The following is a 19,698-nucleotide window of genomic DNA, read 5'->3' on the forward strand; positions in this document are numbered from 1 at the left end:
GCCTAGCTAAGTCGCTAGGCTTATGATTTTATTTAAGCGGCACCATCTTGTGACAAGTTATCAAGAACAACATCATCACCCATATCGTGTAAAGCTTGGGTTAGCCGTTCTTCATCGTTAAGATCTCGCATACTGACGTTAAAGTCGGCTCTAAACAGTGCAATACCGGTGTGACTGGCGCTTTCATAGCGGGTACTCATATGCTCAATATTAATCCCAAGAGCACTGATTTTGTTAGATATCTCATGTACTAAACCGGGCCTGTCATAGGCTACGAGTGAGTAGCTAACATGCTTATTTTTAGGTAAAGGCTTACTCGTTTTAGAGTAAGTAAGGGAAACCCCCTCTAGAAGCTCCAGAGTTTCAATCAGCTCATCCCACTGACCTGATGGTACTTCTAGAAGCAAAATTGCAGCAAAAATTCCATCAATATGGCGCAGTTCAGAGTCTAACCAATGACCGCCATGACGGCTGACTGAATGGGCTATTTGTTCTACTAAGCCTTCACGGTCTTTTGCTTGCAGGGTAACTAGATATCTTAACATTTAATATTACTCCATTATTTATCGCATCAATCCGTATATTCTTGTAAAAAATTTAAATAGATAGCTCAATTTTTCTGAGCATTTTATTTGGTGATCTTATTGAATGTTGATCAGGTTTTAGTTCACGGCTGTAACACTAGTGTCATTTTTGCGTCATATAATGCACCACATTAAAATATGCGTATGTAGATTTTGATTTTAAACGCGACATATCCCTAGTGTTAGCATAGTCGTTAATACAATCCCAGTTAAAGTTTGACTGGCTTTAGAATAATCGAGGTTCTTAATGGAAACTCAGGTAACTCAACCTGGACCTGCTGCGAAAAACCTGTTGATAAACAACGGTAGTTCACGCAGAGCAATCAAGGATAAAGCAGCCCAAATTGGTGTCACCGTAGGTGGTACCATGGTATTTGTGGCGCTGCTATTGATCTTCTTTTATCTACTTTATGTGGTAAAGCCAATCTTCGATAGTGCTGAAGTCGCTCCAGTCGTTAGTGCTGAGTTTCATGATAGCCAGCCAGCATTAATGGTGGGTAGTGATGAGCAAAATGAAATCATGTATCGAGTATCGCAACTTGGTAAAGTTGATTTTTATGATACGCATACATCACAACTATTAAGAAGTGAGCAAATTAATACACCAGCAGGGACTCATGTAGTAAGTAGCTCTGCGGCTATGCCTAGCGAGCAACGTTTTGCTCTTGGCTTAAATAATGGTCAGGTAATTATTGCAGGGGTGGAGTTTGGGGTGACTTACCCAAATGACAAGCGACTGATCACACCTAGAATTCGTTTTGCTAATGGTAATGAAGCCTTAACGGTCGATCCGTTAGGTAGAGCATTAGACAGGCTGGTATTTGATTACAGCAGCGACAAAATGAGTTTTGTTTATCAAACCGATGACAAGATTTGGCATCTTTCTCGCCAAGAGGGTGAGGAAAACATGATGACCGAAGAAGTGGAGTGGGTGGGATATAACAGCATCATTCCTGACTCACCGGTTAATGTGCAGCAACAGCTAATGACGCCTGATCAACGCCAGTTGATCTTAAGCTCAGACAATAAACTATTCATTTACGACATTCGCGATGCGGAAGCGGTTCAGCTAAGTCAAGTTTTATCGCTGGCTCGTGCTAACGCCAAAGTCACCAACGTCACTCTATTGGCAGGAGCGAGTTCATTACTTGTGAGCTATGACACTGGGCTGGTACAGCAATACTTCCAAGTAAATGGTGAGCAAGGCCGTCAATATCAAGAGATCCGCAGCTTTGAAGTTGAAGGTGATATCGCCAGTGTAGCCTCAGAGTTTTATCGCAAAAGCTTTGTCACTATTACTGAAATGGGTAAATTAAGCCTGTTATATACCACTAGTGAAAGAGAGTTGTTTTCAGAAAACTTTCAGCTAAATAACCCAGGAACCCTAGGATTTAGCCCTCGCTCAAATGCTTTGGTTGTTGAGGCTGATGGCAAACTCAATCTCTTTAGCGTATCAAACACTCACCCAGAGGTTTCTTGGAGTGCGATGTGGGAAAAGGTATGGTACGAAGGCTACCCAGAGCCTAAATATGTATGGCAGTCAACCTCGGGCTCAGATGACTTTGAAGCTAAACTAAGCTTAATGCCATTGGCGTTTGGTACCATGAAAGCCGCACTTTACGCCATGCTGTTTGCGACACCTTTAGCTATTGCTGGTGCGGTGTATACCGCTTACTTCATGTCACCTAAAGTGCGCGCAATCGTTAAACCAACCATTGAAATCATGGAAGCACTGCCAACGGTGATTTTAGGTTTCTTAGCGGGTCTTTGGTTAGCGCCGTTAATTGAAGACAACTTGCCCGGCATATTAACCTTGTTAGTTTTACTGCCCATATCGATATTAAGCACCGCATTTGCTTGGCATAAACTGCCAGCGACGTGGAAGCTGCGTCTACCTGAAACGTATCAAGAACTAATGTTACTGCCAGTGATTATCTTTATCGGTTGGTTCTCATTTGCTATTAGCCCAACACTAGAGTTAGCCCTGTTTGATGGTGATACACGTATGTTTATCACTAACGAGCTAGGTATTACGTTCGACCAACGTAACGCTTTAGTGGTCGGTATTGCGATGGGCTTTGCGGTTATTCCTACTATTTTCTCTATTGCCGAAGATGCCGTATTTTCAGTGCCACGTCATTTATCAAACGGTAGTTTGGCACTCGGTGCAACGACTTGGCAGACTTTGACTCGGGTAGTGTTGCTAACGGCCAGCCCAGGTATTTTCTCGGCGGTGATGATGGGACTTGGCCGTGCTGTCGGTGAGACCATGATTGTACTGATGGCTACGGGTAATACGGCGATAATGGAGTGGAGTGTGTTTGAAGGTATGCGTACGCTCGCTGCGAATATTGCGGTTGAAATGCCAGAATCTGCCATTGGCAGCTCGCATTACCGAGTGCTGTTCTTAGCGGCCTTTGTATTGTTTATCTTTACTTTCTTCTTCAACACGATTGCGGAAGTGGTGAGACAGCGTTTACGTGAACGTTATAGCTCACTTTAACCCCATTGTTATGGATGATAAGAAAATGATGTTGAATAAAATTTCACTAAATACAATTTCGGCAAATGCCTTAAGAGGTTTAGCTAATGGGTAAGTGGTTTAAATCGGGGTCACCTTGGATTTGGATGACCAGCGGCGCAGTTAGCGTCTGTTTGATTGCAGTTCTGGGTTTGTTGCTGCTGATAGCGTGGCGTGGTCTCAGTTACTTTTGGCCTGCTGATATTTATCAGTGGGAGATGAAAAGTCAGCAAGGCGAGCGTTATACCTTGATTGGTGAAGTTTACGATAAAGAAGAAGTGCCTACAGAGCGTTTAATAGCTGCTGGACATAAGTTTGAATCTGAAGTGGGTGAGAACATTACTCGTTATTTGGTTAAAACGGGTAACCGTGAGTTTGTCGGCTTAGATTTCCGCTGGATTTTAGCGACAGATATTATTTCACGCTCTAAGCCCAATGATATTGCTGTGATTGAACGCAGTAAAAATGGCGATTTTTATGGCTACCCGGTAGCGATCATAGAAGATGGTAAGCGTTCAACCTCGCAAAATATCGAGGCGGATTTTGAATCTCATATTGATCGCGCTGTAGAGCTTAATGATCAAGCGCTTGACTTGCAAAAAGGCGTGATAGGCTCAATTAACTACGAGTTAGAAAACTTACGTTTAAAGTCGCGTCGTTACGAACTAGACAACGCGCTAACAGACACTCGAAAAGCCGAGATTGATGCGGCACGTGCCAAACTTAATGCTGAATACCAAGTTGTAGAGAAAGAGTTCTTCGCACTAAAAACGGCAGCGGGCAGAGACGCAGTTGTTATCCGTGATATGCGCGGTGAAGAAGTGACTTTAAAGCTAGACAGTATTTTAGATGTGACTTACGCCAACCGTTTAGGTGTGATGGGAAAAATCGGCCATTGGTTTATTGGCGTTGGTAAATTTGTAAGCGACGACCCACGTGAGGCCAACACTGAAGGCGGTGTATTCCCGGCAATTTTTGGTACCGTATTTATGGTCATGCTGATGGCTGTGATTGTCACGCCGTTTGGGGTTATCGCTGCTATTTACTTACATGAATACGCTAAGAAAGGCCCTGTGACTAAAATGATCCGTATCGCGGTGATTAACTTAGCCGGTGTACCTTCAATTGTTTACGGTGTATTTGGTTTAGGTTTCTTTGTTTATATGTTTGGTGGCACGCTGGATCAGTTGTTCTACCCTGAGGCTTTACCTGCTCCAACCTTTGGATCGCCAGGTGTGATTTGGTCCGCCTTAACTTTGGCGATTTTAACTCTGCCTGTGGTGATTGTATCAACAGAAGAGGGATTAAGCCGCATTCCAAGCTCTGTGCGCCAAGGTAGCTTAGCGCTTGGTGCAACCAAAGCTGAAACCCTATGGCGAATTATTATTCCAATGGCAAGTCCTGCGATTATGACTGGCTTAATTTTAGCGGTTGCTCGTGCGGCGGGTGAGGTTGCACCATTGATGTTAGTGGGTGTGGTAAAGCTTGCGCCAACACTACCGATTGATATGAATTTCCCATTTGTGCATTTAGAACGAAAGTTCATGCACTTAGGTTTCCACATCTACGATGTTGGTTTCCAAAGCCCTAACGTCGAAGCAGCGCGTCCGTTGGTATACGCTACTTCATTCCTTTTGGTCTCGGTAATTGTGGCGCTTAACTTAACCGCCATTGCTGTACGAAACCACTTACGCGAAAAATATCGTTCGCTTGAGCATTAATTGACGATTATCCTAAGCAGTAGGACAGAACATGATTTCAATAGATCAATCGGTAATGAAGACTGATATGCTAGACCTAGAAAACTTAACTCAAGAACAAACAGCCTTAGAGATCCGTAACTTAGATCTTAAATATGGCGATAAGCAGGCACTGTTTGATGTGTCGATGAAGATCCCTAAGAAAAAAGTCACGGCTTTCATCGGCCCAAGTGGTTGTGGTAAGTCCACACTACTGCGCTGTATTAACCGCATGAACGACTTAGTCGATAACTGCCATATTGGTGGTGAGATCATGCTGCATGGGCAAAATATTTACGATAAGAAAGTTGATGTAGCAGCGCTGCGCCGTAATGTAGGCATGGTATTCCAGCGTCCAAACCCATTCCCTAAATCGATTTACGAGAACGTGGTTTATGGTCTTCGCTTACAAGGGGTAAATAACCGTCGTGATCTCGATGATGCCGCTGAGCGTTCACTGCGCGGCGCAGCGATTTGGGATGAAGTAAAAGACAGATTACATGATAACGCTTTTGGCTTATCGGGTGGTCAGCAGCAACGTTTGGTGATTGCTCGCGCCATTGCTATCGAGCCAGAAGTATTGCTGCTTGATGAACCAACATCTGCGCTGGATCCTATCTCAACACTGACGATTGAAGAGTTGATTACCGACCTTAAATCGAAATATACGGTTGTTATCGTAACGCATAACATGCAACAAGCCGCACGTGTGTCTGATCAAACTGCGTTTATGTATATGGGTGAATTGATTGAATATGCAGACACTAACACCATTTTTACCACGCCGAAGAAGAAAAAGACCGAAGACTACATTACCGGTCGTTACGGTTAATTGAGATAGGATATTAATGCAATGGAAAACATGAATTTAAATAAACATATCTCAGGTCAGTTTAATGCTGAACTAGACGATATTCGTAACCGTGTTTTAGCTATGGGTGGCCTGGTTGAACGCCAACTTGAACAATCGTTAGATGCGTTAGGTGCTTTAGATGCTGAACTTGCACAAAAGGTTATTGATGGCGATCATAAAGTTAATGGTATGGAAGTCGCCATTGACGAGGAATGCACCCGTATTATAGCTAAGCGCCAGCCCGCAGCCAGTGATTTACGCTTAGTGTTGGCCATTTCAAAGACCATTACCGATCTAGAACGTATTGGCGATGCCTGCGTAAAAATTGCTAAAGCTGCTATGGATAAGCGTTCTAAGAATCAGCAACCGCTACTGGTGAGCATTGAAAATATGGGACGTCATGCGACCCGTACATTGCACTCAACCCTCGATGCATTAGCGCGTATGGATGCTGATGTCGCTTTTGAGTTGCATAAAGAAGACACTAAGCTCGATAAAGAATACGAAGGTATTATTCGTCAATTGATGACTTATATGATGGCCGATCCTCGTTCAATTCCTGAAGTGCTGGACGTATTATGGGCGGCTCGCGCAGTAGAGCGTGTCGGAGATCGCTGTCAGAATATTTGTGAGTACATCATTTACTATGTGAAAGGTAAAGATGTACGCCATATCTCATATGAAGAGATGGAAAAAGACCTTAAATTTTAAAGTTTATAAGCAGTTGTTTTCTGTGCTCGCGCGATTGTTAATAAAACGCAATGCGATTAACCTCACAGTTTTGGGTAATTGTTGACTTTGGCGATACAAAAAAGCAGCGATAAGCTGCTTTTTTTGTTTTTGAGCTATAGACGAAATCCTTAGTACGATAAATAATGTATAGTGTAAGTGAATTTTGTGTTGTTGCTTCCCGTAAATGAAATCCCATTTAATAGCTGAGCGCGCCAGTAAGCTGGTTTATTTAGGTTTAGTTATTCAATGTGATTTGTTATGCCTTTCAAGGTAAGTAAGTGCTTATTTCTTTAGCTTGCGCTAGCTACTAGGGCTTAAGTGCTATTTTGTTGATGGGTATAAGATGTTAATTAATCAGAAGTATTTTCTATAATAAAGGACTCACTTTTGCTTATAAAACAGACTTTAGCTGAGTACCATTTGCGAGTAGAACTGCACATGAATAACTCCGCCAGTGTATTACTAATAAATACGCTTAAATTTCTGGCGGCCTCGTCACGCAAAGTTAGAACAATTGCGTGTACTTCATCAACCCCGGTAATTCTATGTCGATAAAATCGAGCATTAATCCACCCGTCTTTTTTTCATCAGTTATTTTAATCACCTTAATGGTAGCCGTTTGTGCTATTTGGCCGACTCAATCCCAAGATGTTTTTAAAACCGCTCAATCCTGGTTTGAACTTAAAGCGGGCTGGCTTTACATCTTAGGCGTGGCAGTCTTTTTAATATTTATTATTTTTGTCATGGTCAGTCGTTTCGGCGACATTAAACTCGGCCCTGACCATTCTGAACCCGATTACACCTATAAAAGCTGGATCTCTATGTTGTTCTCAGCAGGTATGGGTATTGGTCTTATGTTCTTTGGAGTTGCAGAACCCGTGATGCATTATATGGCGCCGCCTGATGCTGATCCTATGACAATTCAAGCAGCAAAAGATGCAATGAAGATCACCTTCTTCCATTGGGGGATCCATGCTTGGGCCATTTATGCAGTAGTCGCGCTTAGTTTGGCGTACTTCTCATATCGTCATAAGCTGCCATTATTACCAAGAAGTGCACTTTACCCGCTTATTGGTGACAAGATTTATGGCCCGATTGGCCATGCTGTCGATACCTTCGCAGTATTAGGTACTATGTTTGGTGTGGCGACATCACTAGGTTTTGGTGTATTACAGCTTAACTCTGGTCTTAATTATTTGTTAGATGTACCTGTCAGTACGACGGTTCAAGTCTTTTTGATTATTGGTGTCTGTAGCATTGCTACAATATCGGTTTTCTCTGGCTTAGATAAAGGCGTTAAGCGTTTAAGTGAGCTAAACCTTCTTCTCGCTGTTTTATTGCTAGTGTTTGTATTTATCTTTGGCCCAACAGTAGAGTTAATGCAGGCGTTTGTACAAAACACCGGTGCCTATCTTAGCGATATCGTAGGTAAAACATTTAACTTGTATGCTTACGAGCAGAAGAATGACTGGATTGGTGGTTGGACTCTACTTTATTGGGGCTGGTGGATCTCATGGTCACCATTTGTTGGTACCTTTATTGCCCGAGTTTCTCGTGGCCGTACTATTCGAGAATTCTTAGTGGGTGTGCTGTTCGTGCCATCAGCATTGACATTCATGTGGATGACTGGTTTTGGTAACAGCGCGATTGAAGCGATTTCTGGTGGTGCGACGTATCTATCTGATGCCGTTTCAAAAGATGTCTCAGTTGCACTATTTGTGTTTTTTGAGCATATGCCATTCTCTACATTACTTTCGTCAATCGCTCTGTGTTTAGTCGTGACTTTCTTTGTTACTTCGTCTGACTCAGGTTCATTGGTTATTGATAACCTGACATCAGGTGGCGACCATAATGCACCAGTATGGCAACGTATTTTCTGGGCGTTAATGCAAGGTGTTGTGGCATCGGTTCTATTGCTCGCGGGTGGCTTACAAGCGTTACAAACAGCAGCAATAGCCAGTGCATTACCATTCTTAATCGTAATGTTATTGATGTGCTTTGGCCTGTATATTGCGCTTAAAGATGACTGGCTTAAGATCAACAGCGTCCAGTCTCACAACACTAGTGTGCAGTTTACTAAGACCAACGTTAGTTGGGAGTCACATATTGATGTATTGCTGTCTCACCCTAGCCAGCAAGAAGCGCAAGACTTCTTGGATGATGTGGCGCAGCCTGCATTATCAAAAGTATGTGAAAGTTTCTTAAGTCGCTCGATTTCGGCAGAGATCTTAAACTTCGATAATCGCGTCCGTTTTGTGGTGCATAGTGAAGAGCATAATGACTTTGTCTACGGCCTGCGTATTCGTGCTTATACCATCTCTAATCCGTTAGACAGTGATGTTAGCAATGATGATGGTGATAACTTCTACTACCGCGTGGAAGTGTTCCTAGAGCACGGTGGTCAGCACTATGACGTAATGGGCTTTACTCAAGAACAGATCTTGGCGGATGTAGTGACTCAGTATGAGAAATACTTACATTACTTACACTTATCAAGCTCAGAGTATTTAAGCAGTGAAACTAACGCTTAGCCTGCCATTATTGGCAAAAGGTTAGTTAGTAATTTGCGGTGAAACTTCCCTAGAGTCAGTGATATAATTGGCTCTAGGTAACAAACTTTAATTGAGAAATGTAATGTCGACAAATCAAGGGCAGAGTAAGTTAGATCGAGTATTGGCCGAAGCTAGAGATTATAAAGCCAAGCGTGAAGGTGGTTATCGCGAACAAGCGTTGAAGCTTTATCCTTGGGTTTGTGGTCGTTGTACTCGTGAATTTAACAATGCCAACCTAAGAGAGTTGACGGTGCATCATCGCGATCATAATCACGATAATAATCCATCAGATGGGTCTAACTGGGAGCTACTTTGTCTTTATTGTCATGACAATGAGCATTCTAAGTTTGAAGAGTTGATTCAATATGGTTCAACCACTGAAACCAAAGTTGAAGCAGCGACATATAATCCGTTTGCTGATTTAAAAAGTATGTTGAAGAAGTAACTCTGTTTAATCTAGTAAAAGCCGCTATCAGCGGCTTTTTTATTGCCAGAATAAAAACATTATTGGTCCGTTTTTTCCAGTCTGCTTTCGGCTTCCAACCACTTATCACGACTTAAGATAGCGCTGTTTTCTCCGCCTTGCATGCTGGCTTTACGTTGATTGACGTTTTGCCAAATTACCGTTTTACGTTCATCACTCGCTTGAGCCCAGCCAACGATTTCATCGATATGACGGTAGCAGCCCATACAGTAATCGTCATCATTTAGGCCACATTTGGCGACACACGGAGATTGTTTCATTTACTGATATTCATTTTTGTTCGAATTTGCAGCGGATGATAGGGGAGTGGCAATTATCTTACAAGTTAAACTGCTAGCCTTTATAAATGCTTTATCTTTAGTACGGCTATTATAATCTTACCATGTAGTATTCATAACCACTGTTATTAGTCCATAATTGAGTTAGCAATAGGTAACGAAATAAACCGATGGTAGAATTGAATTAAAAGGTATTTTTAACCTTAAATTTCAGTATTTTGTATGTTTATTGGAGGAGTTATGAAAGCGATGTTTCGCTTTTGTGTGGTTGCTGTTGCAGCAGTGCTACTTAACGCGTGTTCGTTATTAGAAGTAAAATTGGAAAGTGGTATTGAACCATTGCCTAAAGATCAACTTAATATGCGCGTGTTTAGCCGTGACTTTAGTACGGTTTTCTATAGCCAAGTAGAAAGTGCGGCAGATCTGATTGAGCGTAATACTGACAGTATTCCAGTACAATCTAACACCTTGATGTGGAAGATTAATGCTGAGCAAAACCTGCAACATACGATTTTCCAAGCGTCGCCTACTGCAGCTATGGTTGATACCTGGGTGTTTACAGAGCAGATGGCGCAGTTCTTTGATACTGGCGCGGGCAAAAATTTGTTTGCAGAGCAGCAATCAGCTGCAGTTGAAACAAGTAAAAATTTACGCGATCAGTTTGAGCGGACAGTACAAAAGCTCGGTGGGACAAACTTCAAGAAAAATAAAGAGTTTGTGAAGCAATATGTCGCTAGCCATCCGATTAAGGATATGGCGTTCGCCCGAGAGTCGGCGTTTACCGACTGGCTTGAGTTTCATCAAATTAGTGAATTTGATGCAGTTACCACCTTTGGTACTGTGCCAGAGGTCATGAGTGATATTTCTGACCGAATGGCAATGATTGCCGAGCAAATGCCTAAAATATTGGGCTGGAAAGCAGAGCTTTACGCGCTGCACTCAAATATCAATGCTGATGAAATCCAGCGCACGTTAACCAGTATTAGTGACACGTCAGCTAAGTTTCAGCAATTAATGGCGCAAAGCCCTGAAATGATGCAGTCATTGGCAGTCGATATGCGTAAAGAGTTAACGCCATTGTTAGCTCAGCTTAGCGCTGACACTGACGACAAGTTGAAACAGCTATCTGTCGAGCGCCAAGCGTTAGAGCTAATGGTGAAAAATGAACGTCAAGCATTAGAAGCCATGGTTGCGCGTGAACGTGCGGCTGCGGCAGTCGATTTAGAGCAAATTTCGCAAAATGCGGTAGAAGTGGTTTTTCAAGAGATCACTAAAACCCTTAAAAGCTTAATTTTGTACTTTGTACTGTTCTTAGTTGTGGTGTTTTTTGCTCCGTTAGGTTTAGGTGTTTGGCTTGGTAAACGTATGCAAGTTAAAAAGCTATCTAAGCCAGTGCTAAAACCTGCCACTAAAGCTGAGTCCGCGAAATAGCGTCGATAAGTCCTATTCATGCTACACTCTCGGGCACCTTTTATGGTGCCCGTTTTATTTCTAAACCCGAATGCAGGAAAACCTCATTTCATATGAGCCCTTTTTTAACTCAAGATTCTGTTGATTGCGCTGAGCCTCAAAGTGCAGAGCAAAAATTGCAACAACTGGACGGCTTACTCACGCAGAGTCAGCAGTTGTGGCGCAGCCGTAGCTTTGATTGCCAAGCGCTACCTTGGCAGTGTGATTTTCCCAAGCTTGCAGAAACGGTATGGCAATTAGACGATGATAAGCTTGATAGCATCGATGCCTGCCAAATCAGTCTAAATGAGACTTTGCTTGGTGCACTTGCAGCCGACCTAGCGGATAAGGGCTTAAGATGGCCATTAGCGCTATTTTCGCAGTCGGCGATTGGTACGGATGCCACTTTAAGTCTTAAGGATGTAGCAAGTCATAAGTATACTCAGCTACTTGATGATACCGATGAGCCGCACTTTAGCGCCCATATTAAAGGACGTAAGTGGCAACAAATTAATGCCTTTGTGGCACAATTACCGCTAGATAGCACTCCAGTGCTTGAGTGGTGCGCGGGTAAAGGTCATCTAGGTAGGTTAATTGCTAAAGCGCAGCATAGAGAAGTTGTGAGTCTTGAGTGGCAGCAAAGCTTATGCAGTGCGGGTGAGGAATTTGCAGAGAAATGGCTGTTACCCCAGCGCTTTATTTGCGCTGATGCCTTTGCGGGCCAAAGTGAGCAACTTCATCGTGAGCAGTTAGCAGTAGCCCTGCATGCTTGTGGAGACTTACATGTGCAGCTACTTAAGCATGCAACGGATGCTGGCACTAAACAATTAGTGATCTCGCCGTGTTGTTATCATTTAATCAGAGACAAACAATATAAAGCCCTTTCTAAAGTTGCCCAAGCCAGTGAACTTAAGTTAAGCCGCGCGGATCTGCAGTTACCTTTGCAACAAAGTGTCATTGCCAATGACAAGCATAATGCTTATCGCCTGCAAGAAATGGCCTGGCGTTTAGGCTTTGATGCACTACAGCGTAAGGTACGTGATTGCGACGAATATTTGCCTGTGCCATCGATTAAGCAAAGTCAGTTAAATGGCGACTTTAGTGACTTCTGTCACTGGGCTGCAAAGGCTAAAGCGCTAAGCTTACCTGTAAATATCGATTTTGAGCTTTATCTGATGCTCGGTGAGCAGCGTCAAAGACTCACTCGCAGAATTGATTTGGTTGCTCATCTTTTTAGGGCCGTTCTCGAACAATGGTTATTGCTTGACAGAGTTTGCTTCTTAGAAGAGCAGGGCTATCAGGTAAATTTGAGTGAATTTTGTGCAAACAGTATTACACCACGAAATGCGTTAATTCACGCATTTAAATAGAAAAATCGGGCTGGCTTAATTTAATCTTGCTGTAACAAATTGTTTATTAAGTTGTAATTAAGTTAGCTGTGATTGAATCCGCGCGAAAAGTGATGCCATTTATACAGTGAAGGCTAAGAATAATCTGATTAAAAGATCTCAGTAATGCGGTTTTTTATTGAATCATTGGGATTTTCTTGCTCAAATGGCTGGTTAATAATAAATAACAATCTTGATAGGCTGTTTATCCGCCAATCTTGTGAGCGACTAAAAGCAGTTTCATGAAATATTCCCGCGTTTTTATTAATAGTATGGCCTACGAGCTAGCGCCAGAAGTTGTGTCGACTTCAGAGCTTGAGTCTCGTTTAGCGCCGTTATACCAAAAGTTTCGTATTCCAATGGGGCAACTTGCCACGTTAACCGGAATACATGAAAGACGCTGGTGGCCAAAGGGCCATCGTTTATCTGATGGAGCGTTAGCAGCGGCTCATAAGACCATTGCTGAAACAGGCGTACAGATTAGCGATTTAGGCGCAGTGGTTTATACCGGTGTTTGCCGCGATCAACATGAGCCTGCAACAGCATGCCGTATTGCTGCCGAGCTTGGCGTCTCTAAAGACACGGCTATTTACGATATCAGTAACGCTTGTTTGGGTGTGCTTTCGGGCATTTTAGATATCGCTAACCGCATTGAGCTTGGTCAAATTAAAGCCGGCCTTGTGGTGTCTTGTGAATCAGCGCGTCATATTGTCGATATCACCATCGATAAAATGCTGGCTGAACCGACAATGCAAAATTATGCGCAGTCATTAGCAACGCTAACTGGTGGCTCAGGCGCCGTGGCAGTCTTGTTGACCGACGGCAGTTTAAACCTTAAAGGCAATCGTCAACACCAGCTATTAGGTGCTAGCCATCTATCGGCGCCAGAACATTATGATTTATGCCAATGGGGTCTTGAAGAAGCTGGCCCTCAGTTGTACCGCGAATTTATGCGTACTAACGGTGTTGCACTGCTTAAAGAAGGTGTTGAGCTTGCTCGTCATACTTGGAGTCATTTCCTAGAGCAACGCAACTGGCTAGTTGAACAAGTCGATAAAGTGATTTGTCATCAAGTAGGTGCATCAAACCGTCGTAACGTACTTAGTGCATTAAATATTCCGGAAGAAAAAGAGTTTCCAACCTATAAGTTGCTGGGCAACATGGGCACGGTTTCATTACCTGTGACAGCAGCTATGGCACACGATCAAGGCTTCTTAAAGAGCGGCGATCAAGTGAGCTTTTTAGGTATAGGCAGTGGTTTGAACTGCATGATGTTAGGCCTTAAGTGGTAAGGCATGTTTAACGCGAGCAGAAATGCTCGTGTTATTTCCCTCAAACCTTAGGTTAGCCACTGAGCTTACACAACGTACGACAAGTATAAGAAAGATAGGAAACGTCATGCTAGACACTCTGCACCCTTTTAAACGCAATTATTTAGATAGAAACGGCAATAAGCTTCAGTACGTTAACGAAGGTCAAGGCGAGCCAGTTGTTATGGTACATGGCAATCCAAGCTGGTCTTTCTATTACCGCAATTTGATCAGCGCATTGAGCGATAAGCATCAATGTATTGTGCCTGATCACATTGGCTGTGGTTTATCTGATAAGCCTGATGACAGTGGTTATGATTACACCCTTAAAAACCGTATTGACGATTTAGAAGCGCTACTTGAGCACCTAGATGTTAAAGAAAACATCACTTTAGTGGTTCATGATTGGGGCGGAATGATTGGTATGGGTTACGCTGCGCGCTATCCTGATCGCATTAAGCGTTTGGTTATTCTGAATACTGGCGCATTCCATTTGCCAGTTAGCAAGCCATTCCCATGGGCGCTGTCTATTTGTCGTAATACCCTGCTAGGTACATTCTTAGTGCGTGGGTTTAATGCATTTTCATCGGCTGCATCTTATGTGGGTGTAAAACGTAAAGCTATGCATAAAGATATTCGTGAAGCCTATGTTGCACCATTTAACTCATGGGCAAATCGTATTTCGACATTACGTTTTGTACAAGATATTCCGTTAAAGCCGGGTGACCGTAATTATGATTTGGTATCAGATATTGCGGCGAGCTTAGTTGAGTTTCAAGATGTACCAACGGTGATCTGTTGGGGCTTACAAGACTTCGTGTTCGACAAGCACTTCTTAACCGAGTGGAAACAAAGAATGCCGCATGCCAAGGTGCATGAGTTTAGCGATTGCGGTCACTACATTCTTGAAGATGCCAGTGATGAAGTGATTGGTCATATCAAAGATTTTATCGCAGAAACCGAAGCGTCAACGACAGATGCTAAGCAAGAATCGGTAGCCTAATCGCGATGGTAAGTCAGAGCAATATAAAAAATGACGGCGCAAATTTGTGCCGTCATTTAGTTAGTGCCGCAGAAACGATCCCTACATCACTCGCGGTTGCTGTCCAGCAATCGAACGGCCATTCGGTAAGTAGTCTGCAATACCAAGAGATGGACTTTCAAACTCTGCATACTAAGAGCGACACTCTTGCTGCAGCGCTGGTGCATCATGGTCTTAGACCGGGTATGAAAGCCGTGTTGATGGTTACGCCGAGTATTGACTTTTTCTGTCTCACCTTTGCATTGTTTAAAGCTGGCATTATCCCCATTTTAGTTGATCCCGGCATGGGAGTTAAAAACCTAAAGCAATGTTTTGCTGAGGCTAAACCCGATGCATTTATCGGGATCCCTAAAGCCCATATTGCTAGACGTTTATTTGGCTGGGGTAAGTCCAGCGTTAAATTCCAGATTAATGTCGGTGGCGGTAAACTTGTTGGCGCATTAACTGGCGCAACCAGTTTAGAGCACGTATTGGCGGCCAATTCAGCTGGTAATAATCAAGCATTTGCCATGCAATGGCTCGATAGCGATGCAATGGCAGCCATCTTATTTACCAGCGGTAGCACTGGCACACCCAAAGGTGTGGTGTATTCACATAAGATGTTTGAAGCGCAAATTAGCGCGCTTAAAAACGATTATCAAATCAGATCGGGCGAGCGCGACTTAGCGACATTCCCGTTGTTTTCACTGTTTGGCCCCGCACTAGGCATGGCGTCAATTGTGCCAGATATGGATGCCAGTAAGCCTATCACCGCAAACCCCGAGTTTATCTTTGCCGCAATCGATAAATATCAATGCAGCAATATGTTTGTAAACCCTGCGCTTATCGAGCGTCTCGGCCAAGCGGGTGAACAACAGTCTCACAAGCTACCTTTTATAAAACGGGTTATTTCAGCCGGAGCACCAGCAACAATTTCGTCAATTCAACGCTTTAGCAAAATGCTAAATGCCGATGTTGAAGTGCTTAACTCTTACGGCGCGACTGAATCGCTACCTATCAGTAAAATGGCCAGTAGTGAACTGTTCGACACCACGGCGATAACGGATAACGGCGGCGGTATTTGTGTAGGCCGAGCTATTAATGGCGTTGAAATCGCTATCATTGATATCGACGAGCAAGCCATTAATACGTGGCAGAGCGAGCTATGTTTGCCCATTAATCAAATTGGCGAAATCGTGGTGAAAGGCCCGATGGTGAGTGCAAGTTATTATCAACGTGATTGTGCTACTAAGGTGGCTAAAATTGCAGATAATGGCAGTGTTCGACATCGAATGGGTGATCTAGGCTACCTAGATAATGACGGTTTATTGTGGATGTGCGGCCGTAAAGCTCACAGGGTTGATGCCGATGCGATACCGACTACTTATAACCAGCCAAAGCGTTACTACTCCATTCCTAGTGAGCGGATCTTTAATACCCATAGCGATGTTAAGCGCAGTGCATTAGTTGGTGTGGTGGTTGCTGGCAAAGTCACGCCATTAATTTGCATTGAACTTAAGCAGTCAGTTGCTTGTTCACTATCAGGTGTGCTTTATAGCGAACTTAAAGCGATTGCCGAGCAACATCCGCAAACCCAAGGGATTGAGCGATTCTTAATTCACCCCGATTTTCCCGTTGATATTCGTCATAACGCTAAGATTTTTAGAGAAAAATTGGCAGTTTGGGCGCAAAAGCAAATTAAGGAATAAATTATCTTGCCTGCTTCAGTTCAAACCGATGAGGTTATTATGCCTAAAGCGCTTAATGACTTTCTACCTCAAGAGCAAGTGGCATTAACCGCGCTTAAGCAAAATATCAGTCATGCGTTTGTTACCGGTGCAGGCGGCTTTTTAGGGCAAGCTATTTGTGAGCGCTTGCTGGCTGCCGGCATTAAGGTCACCGGTTTTGCCCGTGGTGATTATCCTGCATTGAGCACGATGGGCGTTAATATGCTTAAAGGTGATATCGCCGATGAGCAATCATTATGCAACGCAATGCAAGGCTGCGATTTGGTGTTTCATGTCGCTTCGAAAGCCGGAGTGTGGGGCTGTAAGCAAAGCTATTATTCACCCAATGTTGACGGCGCGCGCTTTATTATTAGTGCTTGTAAACAAGCGAATATCGCTCATCTAGTTTATACCAGCACACCGAGTGTTACCTTTGCTGGCGTAGATGAGAATGGCAATGATGAGTCGGCGCCTTATGCCGCTAATTTTTTAAATTTTTATGGTGAGTCTAAAGCGATAGCTGAACAAATGATGTTAGCTGCTAATGGGGATTTACTGAGTAATGGTAAGCAGCTTGGCACTACAGCATTAAGGCCGCATCTGATTTGGGGGCCGAATGATCCTCATCTTGTGCCGCGAGTGTTAGAGCGAGCAGCAAAAGGTAGGTTAAAGCTTGTGGGAAAGCAAGATAAGCTGGTCGACACGATTTATGTCGGTAACGCCGCTTATGCGCACATATTGGCAGCACTAAGGCTTAGTGAAAGTGACAAGGCAACTCAAGCGGTTTGCGCGGGCAAAGCGTATTACCTCAGTAATGATGAGCCTATAACAATGGCGGCAATGCTAAATAAAATCCTCGGGTGCAAGAATTTGCCACCTGTAAGCAAACGCGTGCCAACTCAGGTGGCGTATATCGCAGGTTGTGTGCTTGAGTCGGTATATCGTTTATTAGGTAAAAAAGATGAGCCAATCATGACACGCTTTGTCGCGCGTCAGCTGTCAACCAGTCACTATTTCGATATTAGCGCCGCTAAGCAAGAGCTTGGTTATAGCGCGTTAGTGAGTATTGATGATGGGATGCAATATTTAAAGGCAAGCCTTAACAAACCGAATTAGCTGAGGTTTAGTTTCACAGGCTTAACGATGGCTTGTGATAAAAAAGACAGCAATTAATTGCTGTCTTTTTCGTTTATATATGCCGGTAGAGTGGTGACAGTTAACTAAATAGCCAATAACTCACAGGGTTATCGGGGCATTGAAATGGCCCACATTCCGCAAAAGTACTCACCGCATTAAGCGCCGTTACCGCCAATACAGAAAAGACGGCGATTCGGTTTAACAATGGCATAGACCTTAATGGTTGAAAGCGTGTGGGTTGATATTGAGATGAAAATGACAACATCACCGTTGTACCAAAGACAATAATACTAAAGGTGATAAAAGCCCAAGTGTAAAAGTGGTAGGCGAAGAATGCATCGCCGTAGAAAGGCGTTCCTGGGATAACATGCAAAGCCACTTGCCTTAGCGCCACAGCTGCGCCAAATAAAGCGGCAAAGATCATGATGGCATAATGAACCGGTCTAGGGCCAAAGATCACATTACAGATAAGTCCAAACATCACTGCGACAAACCCTACGCGCTGCAATAGACATAGTGGGCAGGGCAGCTCTCCAGCTGCAAATTGCGCATAAAATCCAAACCCCAGAACTAAAGAGATAGCAATGGCACCGAGTGCATTCAATTGTCTTGATAGTTGCTCTGTCATGTCATCACCTATAATAAAATGGCTAACGTATCGCTAGCATGATGGAAAAACCAAAAAATACTGGCAACGAGAGATATCGCAAAGCTATAAAATCCTAGGGTACGTTTATTGTTAACTGCGAATATCATCGCAATTAAAAACAAAACAAAGAGCAGTGTCATCATAATGAACTCCTTTAAATGGCCGTCGCCAGCGAATAGCCATTGTGTTATTCAGATAGCTTAGTAATGTTAGTTACGTTAATCCTAATATTAAATAATGAAAAGTGTTATTTCTGTAGTGATATCAATTGATATAACAGCTAGAAAGAAAAAGATGATTCAACTTGTATTTAGAACAACTCTTGGAGTCAAGTTCATAGATAGCATAATCGAATTAAATTTAAACATAATCAATAGGTTATTGGTGTGATGGAGTTGTTGGTAACAGCTAATTGGAAAAGCGGTTTACTAAGGTCAAACTAATTTGCCATTAGCTTAGACTCTGCGATAAAGTTTGGGCTTTAAATTATTTAAAATTAAAAGGAATTTGCATTTTGTTGAACAGGATATTGATTAATATCATTGCTGGGTTCTCACTGCTGTCAGTCATGACGGTAACGGCTATTGCTAGCGAAAACCCATTTATTGGAAGTTGGCAGCTTATTTCAGGTAAGTACTTAGATGGAAAAGGTCAATGGGTTGATTACAGTGATTTAAAGCTAAGTGCCATCAAAGTAATATCTGCGCAGCATTTTAGTTTCACAACGGTGAAAAATACTGGCACAGATGCTAAGCCTGTTAGCGAATTTTGGGCCGCAGGGGCGGGGAGTTATACCTTTACTGCTAAAGACTATGTCGAATACCCTGAACTCAATTCTTTTGGCGTTAAACCGGGTGTATCATTTGCTTTCACCTATAGTATTGTGGGCGATAAGTGGCACAGTGAGCGCACTGAAGAGGGTGAGCTTAAAGAGGTTGAAGTGTGGCAGAAGCTGGATTGAAAGCGGGTGTTTTTTGTTTTCAGTGTATTAATTAGCAAGTCGATAGGGAATATTTAAATGAGTGATAAAGCAGATAGAGACATAGAGAAAACTTATAGTAATGAAGAGTTCGTGGCTAAGCTTAGGCGCCTAGCGGATACGATTGAGTCTGGTGAAAAATTTGAAATTCAAATCGCTGGTGAGCGTATATACGTGCCAGTGCGTGCAGTTTACAGTATCGAGCATGAACGCGGCGACTCAGAAGAAGAGATTGAGTTTCAAATCAAGTGGTCAAACTAATACATTAGATTTAAAACAGATAAAGCGCAGTGCC

18 protein-coding genes are annotated in these 19,698 nt (G+C 43.1%); 14 read left to right on the forward strand and 4 right to left on the reverse strand.

Features of this window, described 5'->3' with window-relative positions:
• Positions 1 to 32 precede the first annotated feature (32 nt).
• Positions 33 to 545, reverse strand: a complete 513-nt coding sequence (locus AB4298_RS11575) for a glycine cleavage system transcriptional repressor (protein WP_249000498.1) — start codon at positions 543 to 545, stop codon at positions 33 to 35.
• A gap of 286 nt (positions 546 to 831) precedes the next feature.
• Between AB4298_RS11575 and AB4298_RS11580 the strand changes: the two genes are divergently transcribed.
• The 6 genes from AB4298_RS11580 to AB4298_RS11605 all read left to right on the forward strand — a co-directional run bounded on the left by AB4298_RS11580 (position 832) and on the right by AB4298_RS11605 (position 9,426).
• A complete protein-coding gene (locus AB4298_RS11580; RefSeq protein ID WP_371986820.1) occupies positions 832 to 3,087 on the forward strand; it encodes an ABC transporter permease subunit in 2,256 nt (751 codons plus the stop codon).
• Positions 3,088 to 3,173: 86 nt separating this feature from the next.
• On the forward strand, positions 3,174 to 4,826 hold the full coding sequence (gene pstA, locus AB4298_RS11585) for a phosphate ABC transporter permease PstA (RefSeq protein ID WP_371986821.1): 1,653 nt from the start codon (positions 3,174 to 3,176) through the stop codon (positions 4,824 to 4,826).
• Positions 4,827 to 4,857: 31 nt separating this feature from the next.
• Positions 4,858 to 5,676 (forward strand): phosphate ABC transporter ATP-binding protein PstB, encoded by an 819-nt coding sequence (pstB, locus tag AB4298_RS11590; RefSeq protein ID WP_249000495.1) that lies wholly within the window; start codon positions 4,858 to 4,860, stop codon positions 5,674 to 5,676.
• 21 nt (positions 5,677 to 5,697) lie between these two features.
• A complete protein-coding gene (gene phoU, locus AB4298_RS11595; protein WP_249000494.1) occupies positions 5,698 to 6,408 on the forward strand; it encodes a phosphate signaling complex protein PhoU in 711 nt (236 codons plus the stop codon).
• A gap of 566 nt (positions 6,409 to 6,974) precedes the next feature.
• Positions 6,975 to 8,960 (forward strand): BCCT family transporter, encoded by a 1,986-nt coding sequence (locus AB4298_RS11600; RefSeq protein WP_371986823.1) that lies wholly within the window; start codon positions 6,975 to 6,977, stop codon positions 8,958 to 8,960.
• A gap of 103 nt (positions 8,961 to 9,063) precedes the next feature.
• Positions 9,064 to 9,426, forward strand: a complete 363-nt coding sequence (locus AB4298_RS11605; protein WP_249000492.1) for a YajD family HNH nuclease — start codon at positions 9,064 to 9,066, stop codon at positions 9,424 to 9,426.
• A gap of 59 nt (positions 9,427 to 9,485) precedes the next feature.
• Here AB4298_RS11605 and AB4298_RS11610 read toward each other — a convergent pair whose 3' ends face one another.
• Positions 9,486 to 9,725 (reverse strand): DUF1289 domain-containing protein, encoded by a 240-nt coding sequence (locus tag AB4298_RS11610; protein ID WP_371986824.1) that lies wholly within the window; start codon positions 9,723 to 9,725, stop codon positions 9,486 to 9,488.
• Positions 9,726 to 9,983: 258 nt separating this feature from the next.
• Between AB4298_RS11610 and AB4298_RS11615 the strand changes: the two genes are divergently transcribed.
• The 6 genes from AB4298_RS11615 to oleD all read left to right on the forward strand — a co-directional run bounded on the left by AB4298_RS11615 (position 9,984) and on the right by oleD (position 17,754).
• Positions 9,984 to 11,174 (forward strand): chemotaxis protein, encoded by a 1,191-nt coding sequence (locus AB4298_RS11615; RefSeq protein ID WP_371986825.1) that lies wholly within the window; start codon positions 9,984 to 9,986, stop codon positions 11,172 to 11,174.
• 92 nt (positions 11,175 to 11,266) lie between these two features.
• Complete coding sequence (locus AB4298_RS11620) at positions 11,267 to 12,562, forward strand: methyltransferase (protein ID WP_371986826.1); 1,296 nt, start codon at positions 11,267 to 11,269, stop codon at positions 12,560 to 12,562.
• A gap of 260 nt (positions 12,563 to 12,822) precedes the next feature.
• Positions 12,823 to 13,872 (forward strand): 3-oxoacyl-ACP synthase III, encoded by a 1,050-nt coding sequence (locus tag AB4298_RS11625; protein WP_249000488.1) that lies wholly within the window; start codon positions 12,823 to 12,825, stop codon positions 13,870 to 13,872.
• Positions 13,873 to 13,978: 106 nt separating this feature from the next.
• Entirely contained in the window at positions 13,979 to 14,893 is a 915-nt protein-coding gene (locus AB4298_RS11630) for an alpha/beta fold hydrolase (RefSeq protein ID WP_371986827.1), read from the forward strand.
• A 5-nt stretch (positions 14,894 to 14,898) separates the two neighbouring features.
• Complete coding sequence (gene oleC / locus AB4298_RS11635) at positions 14,899 to 16,620, forward strand: olefin beta-lactone synthetase (RefSeq protein WP_371986828.1); 1,722 nt, start codon at positions 14,899 to 14,901, stop codon at positions 16,618 to 16,620.
• 39 nt (positions 16,621 to 16,659) lie between these two features.
• Positions 16,660 to 17,754: a 2-alkyl-3-oxoalkanoate reductase gene (gene oleD / locus AB4298_RS11640; RefSeq protein WP_371986887.1), complete on the forward strand. Its 1,095-nt coding sequence runs from the start codon at positions 16,660 to 16,662 to the stop codon at positions 17,752 to 17,754.
• A gap of 100 nt (positions 17,755 to 17,854) precedes the next feature.
• Here oleD and AB4298_RS11645 read toward each other — a convergent pair whose 3' ends face one another.
• Together AB4298_RS11645 and AB4298_RS11650 are read right to left on the reverse strand one after the other, a co-directional pair.
• Complete coding sequence (locus tag AB4298_RS11645) at positions 17,855 to 18,403, reverse strand: disulfide bond formation protein B (protein ID WP_249000485.1); 549 nt, start codon at positions 18,401 to 18,403, stop codon at positions 17,855 to 17,857.
• A gap of 8 nt (positions 18,404 to 18,411) precedes the next feature.
• Positions 18,412 to 18,567 (reverse strand): DUF5993 family protein, encoded by a 156-nt coding sequence (locus AB4298_RS11650; protein ID WP_249000484.1) that lies wholly within the window; start codon positions 18,565 to 18,567, stop codon positions 18,412 to 18,414.
• Positions 18,568 to 18,938: 371 nt separating this feature from the next.
• On the opposite strand from AB4298_RS11650, the gene AB4298_RS11655 reads away from it, so the two are divergent.
• Together AB4298_RS11655 and AB4298_RS11660 are read left to right on the forward strand one after the other, a co-directional pair.
• Positions 18,939 to 19,385, forward strand: coding sequence for a hypothetical protein (locus AB4298_RS11655; RefSeq protein WP_371986830.1), 447 nt, complete (start codon positions 18,939 to 18,941; stop codon positions 19,383 to 19,385).
• Between the two features lie 57 nt (positions 19,386 to 19,442).
• Positions 19,443 to 19,664, forward strand: a complete 222-nt coding sequence (locus tag AB4298_RS11660) for an amphi-Trp domain-containing protein (RefSeq protein WP_249000482.1) — start codon at positions 19,443 to 19,445, stop codon at positions 19,662 to 19,664.
• Positions 19,665 to 19,698: the final 34 nt, after the last annotated feature.

The organism is Shewanella sp. 10N.261.52.F9 (assembly GCF_041471165.1).
GTDB lineage: Bacteria > Pseudomonadota > Gammaproteobacteria > Enterobacterales > Shewanellaceae > Shewanella > Shewanella marinintestina.

What these genes read in the sequence shown, in the direction of transcription:
- pstA (WP_371986821.1), top strand. Translation starts at nt 3,174, where the DNA reads ATGGGTAAGTGGTTTAAATCGGGGTCACCTTGGATTTGGATGACCAGC.
- AB4298_RS11620 (WP_371986826.1), top strand. Translation starts at nt 11,267, where the DNA reads ATGAGCCCTTTTTTAACTCAAGATTCTGTTGATTGCGCTGAGCCTCAA.
- phoU (WP_249000494.1), top strand. Translation starts at nt 5,698, where the DNA reads ATGGAAAACATGAATTTAAATAAACATATCTCAGGTCAGTTTAATGCT.
- AB4298_RS11580 (WP_371986820.1), top strand. Translation starts at nt 832, where the DNA reads ATGGAAACTCAGGTAACTCAACCTGGACCTGCTGCGAAAAACCTGTTG.
- oleD (WP_371986887.1), top strand. Translation starts at nt 16,660, where the DNA reads ATGCCTAAAGCGCTTAATGACTTTCTACCTCAAGAGCAAGTGGCATTA.
- pstB (WP_249000495.1), top strand. Translation starts at nt 4,858, where the DNA reads ATGATTTCAATAGATCAATCGGTAATGAAGACTGATATGCTAGACCTA.
- AB4298_RS11660 (WP_249000482.1), top strand. Translation starts at nt 19,443, where the DNA reads ATGAGTGATAAAGCAGATAGAGACATAGAGAAAACTTATAGTAATGAA.
- AB4298_RS11610 (WP_371986824.1), bottom strand. Translation starts at nt 9,725, where the DNA reads ATGAAACAATCTCCGTGTGTCGCCAAATGTGGCCTAAATGATGACGAT.
- AB4298_RS11575 (WP_249000498.1), bottom strand. Translation starts at nt 545, where the DNA reads ATGTTAAGATATCTAGTTACCCTGCAAGCAAAAGACCGTGAAGGCTTA.
- AB4298_RS11650 (WP_249000484.1), bottom strand. Translation starts at nt 18,567, where the DNA reads ATGATGACACTGCTCTTTGTTTTGTTTTTAATTGCGATGATATTCGCA.
- AB4298_RS11600 (WP_371986823.1), top strand. Translation starts at nt 6,975, where the DNA reads ATGTCGATAAAATCGAGCATTAATCCACCCGTCTTTTTTTCATCAGTT.
- AB4298_RS11615 (WP_371986825.1), top strand. Translation starts at nt 9,984, where the DNA reads ATGAAAGCGATGTTTCGCTTTTGTGTGGTTGCTGTTGCAGCAGTGCTA.
- AB4298_RS11625 (WP_249000488.1), top strand. Translation starts at nt 12,823, where the DNA reads ATGAAATATTCCCGCGTTTTTATTAATAGTATGGCCTACGAGCTAGCG.
- oleC (WP_371986828.1), top strand. Translation starts at nt 14,899, where the DNA reads ATGGTAAGTCAGAGCAATATAAAAAATGACGGCGCAAATTTGTGCCGT.
- AB4298_RS11630 (WP_371986827.1), top strand. Translation starts at nt 13,979, where the DNA reads ATGCTAGACACTCTGCACCCTTTTAAACGCAATTATTTAGATAGAAAC.
- AB4298_RS11605 (WP_249000492.1), top strand. Translation starts at nt 9,064, where the DNA reads ATGTCGACAAATCAAGGGCAGAGTAAGTTAGATCGAGTATTGGCCGAA.
- AB4298_RS11645 (WP_249000485.1), bottom strand. Translation starts at nt 18,403, where the DNA reads ATGACAGAGCAACTATCAAGACAATTGAATGCACTCGGTGCCATTGCT.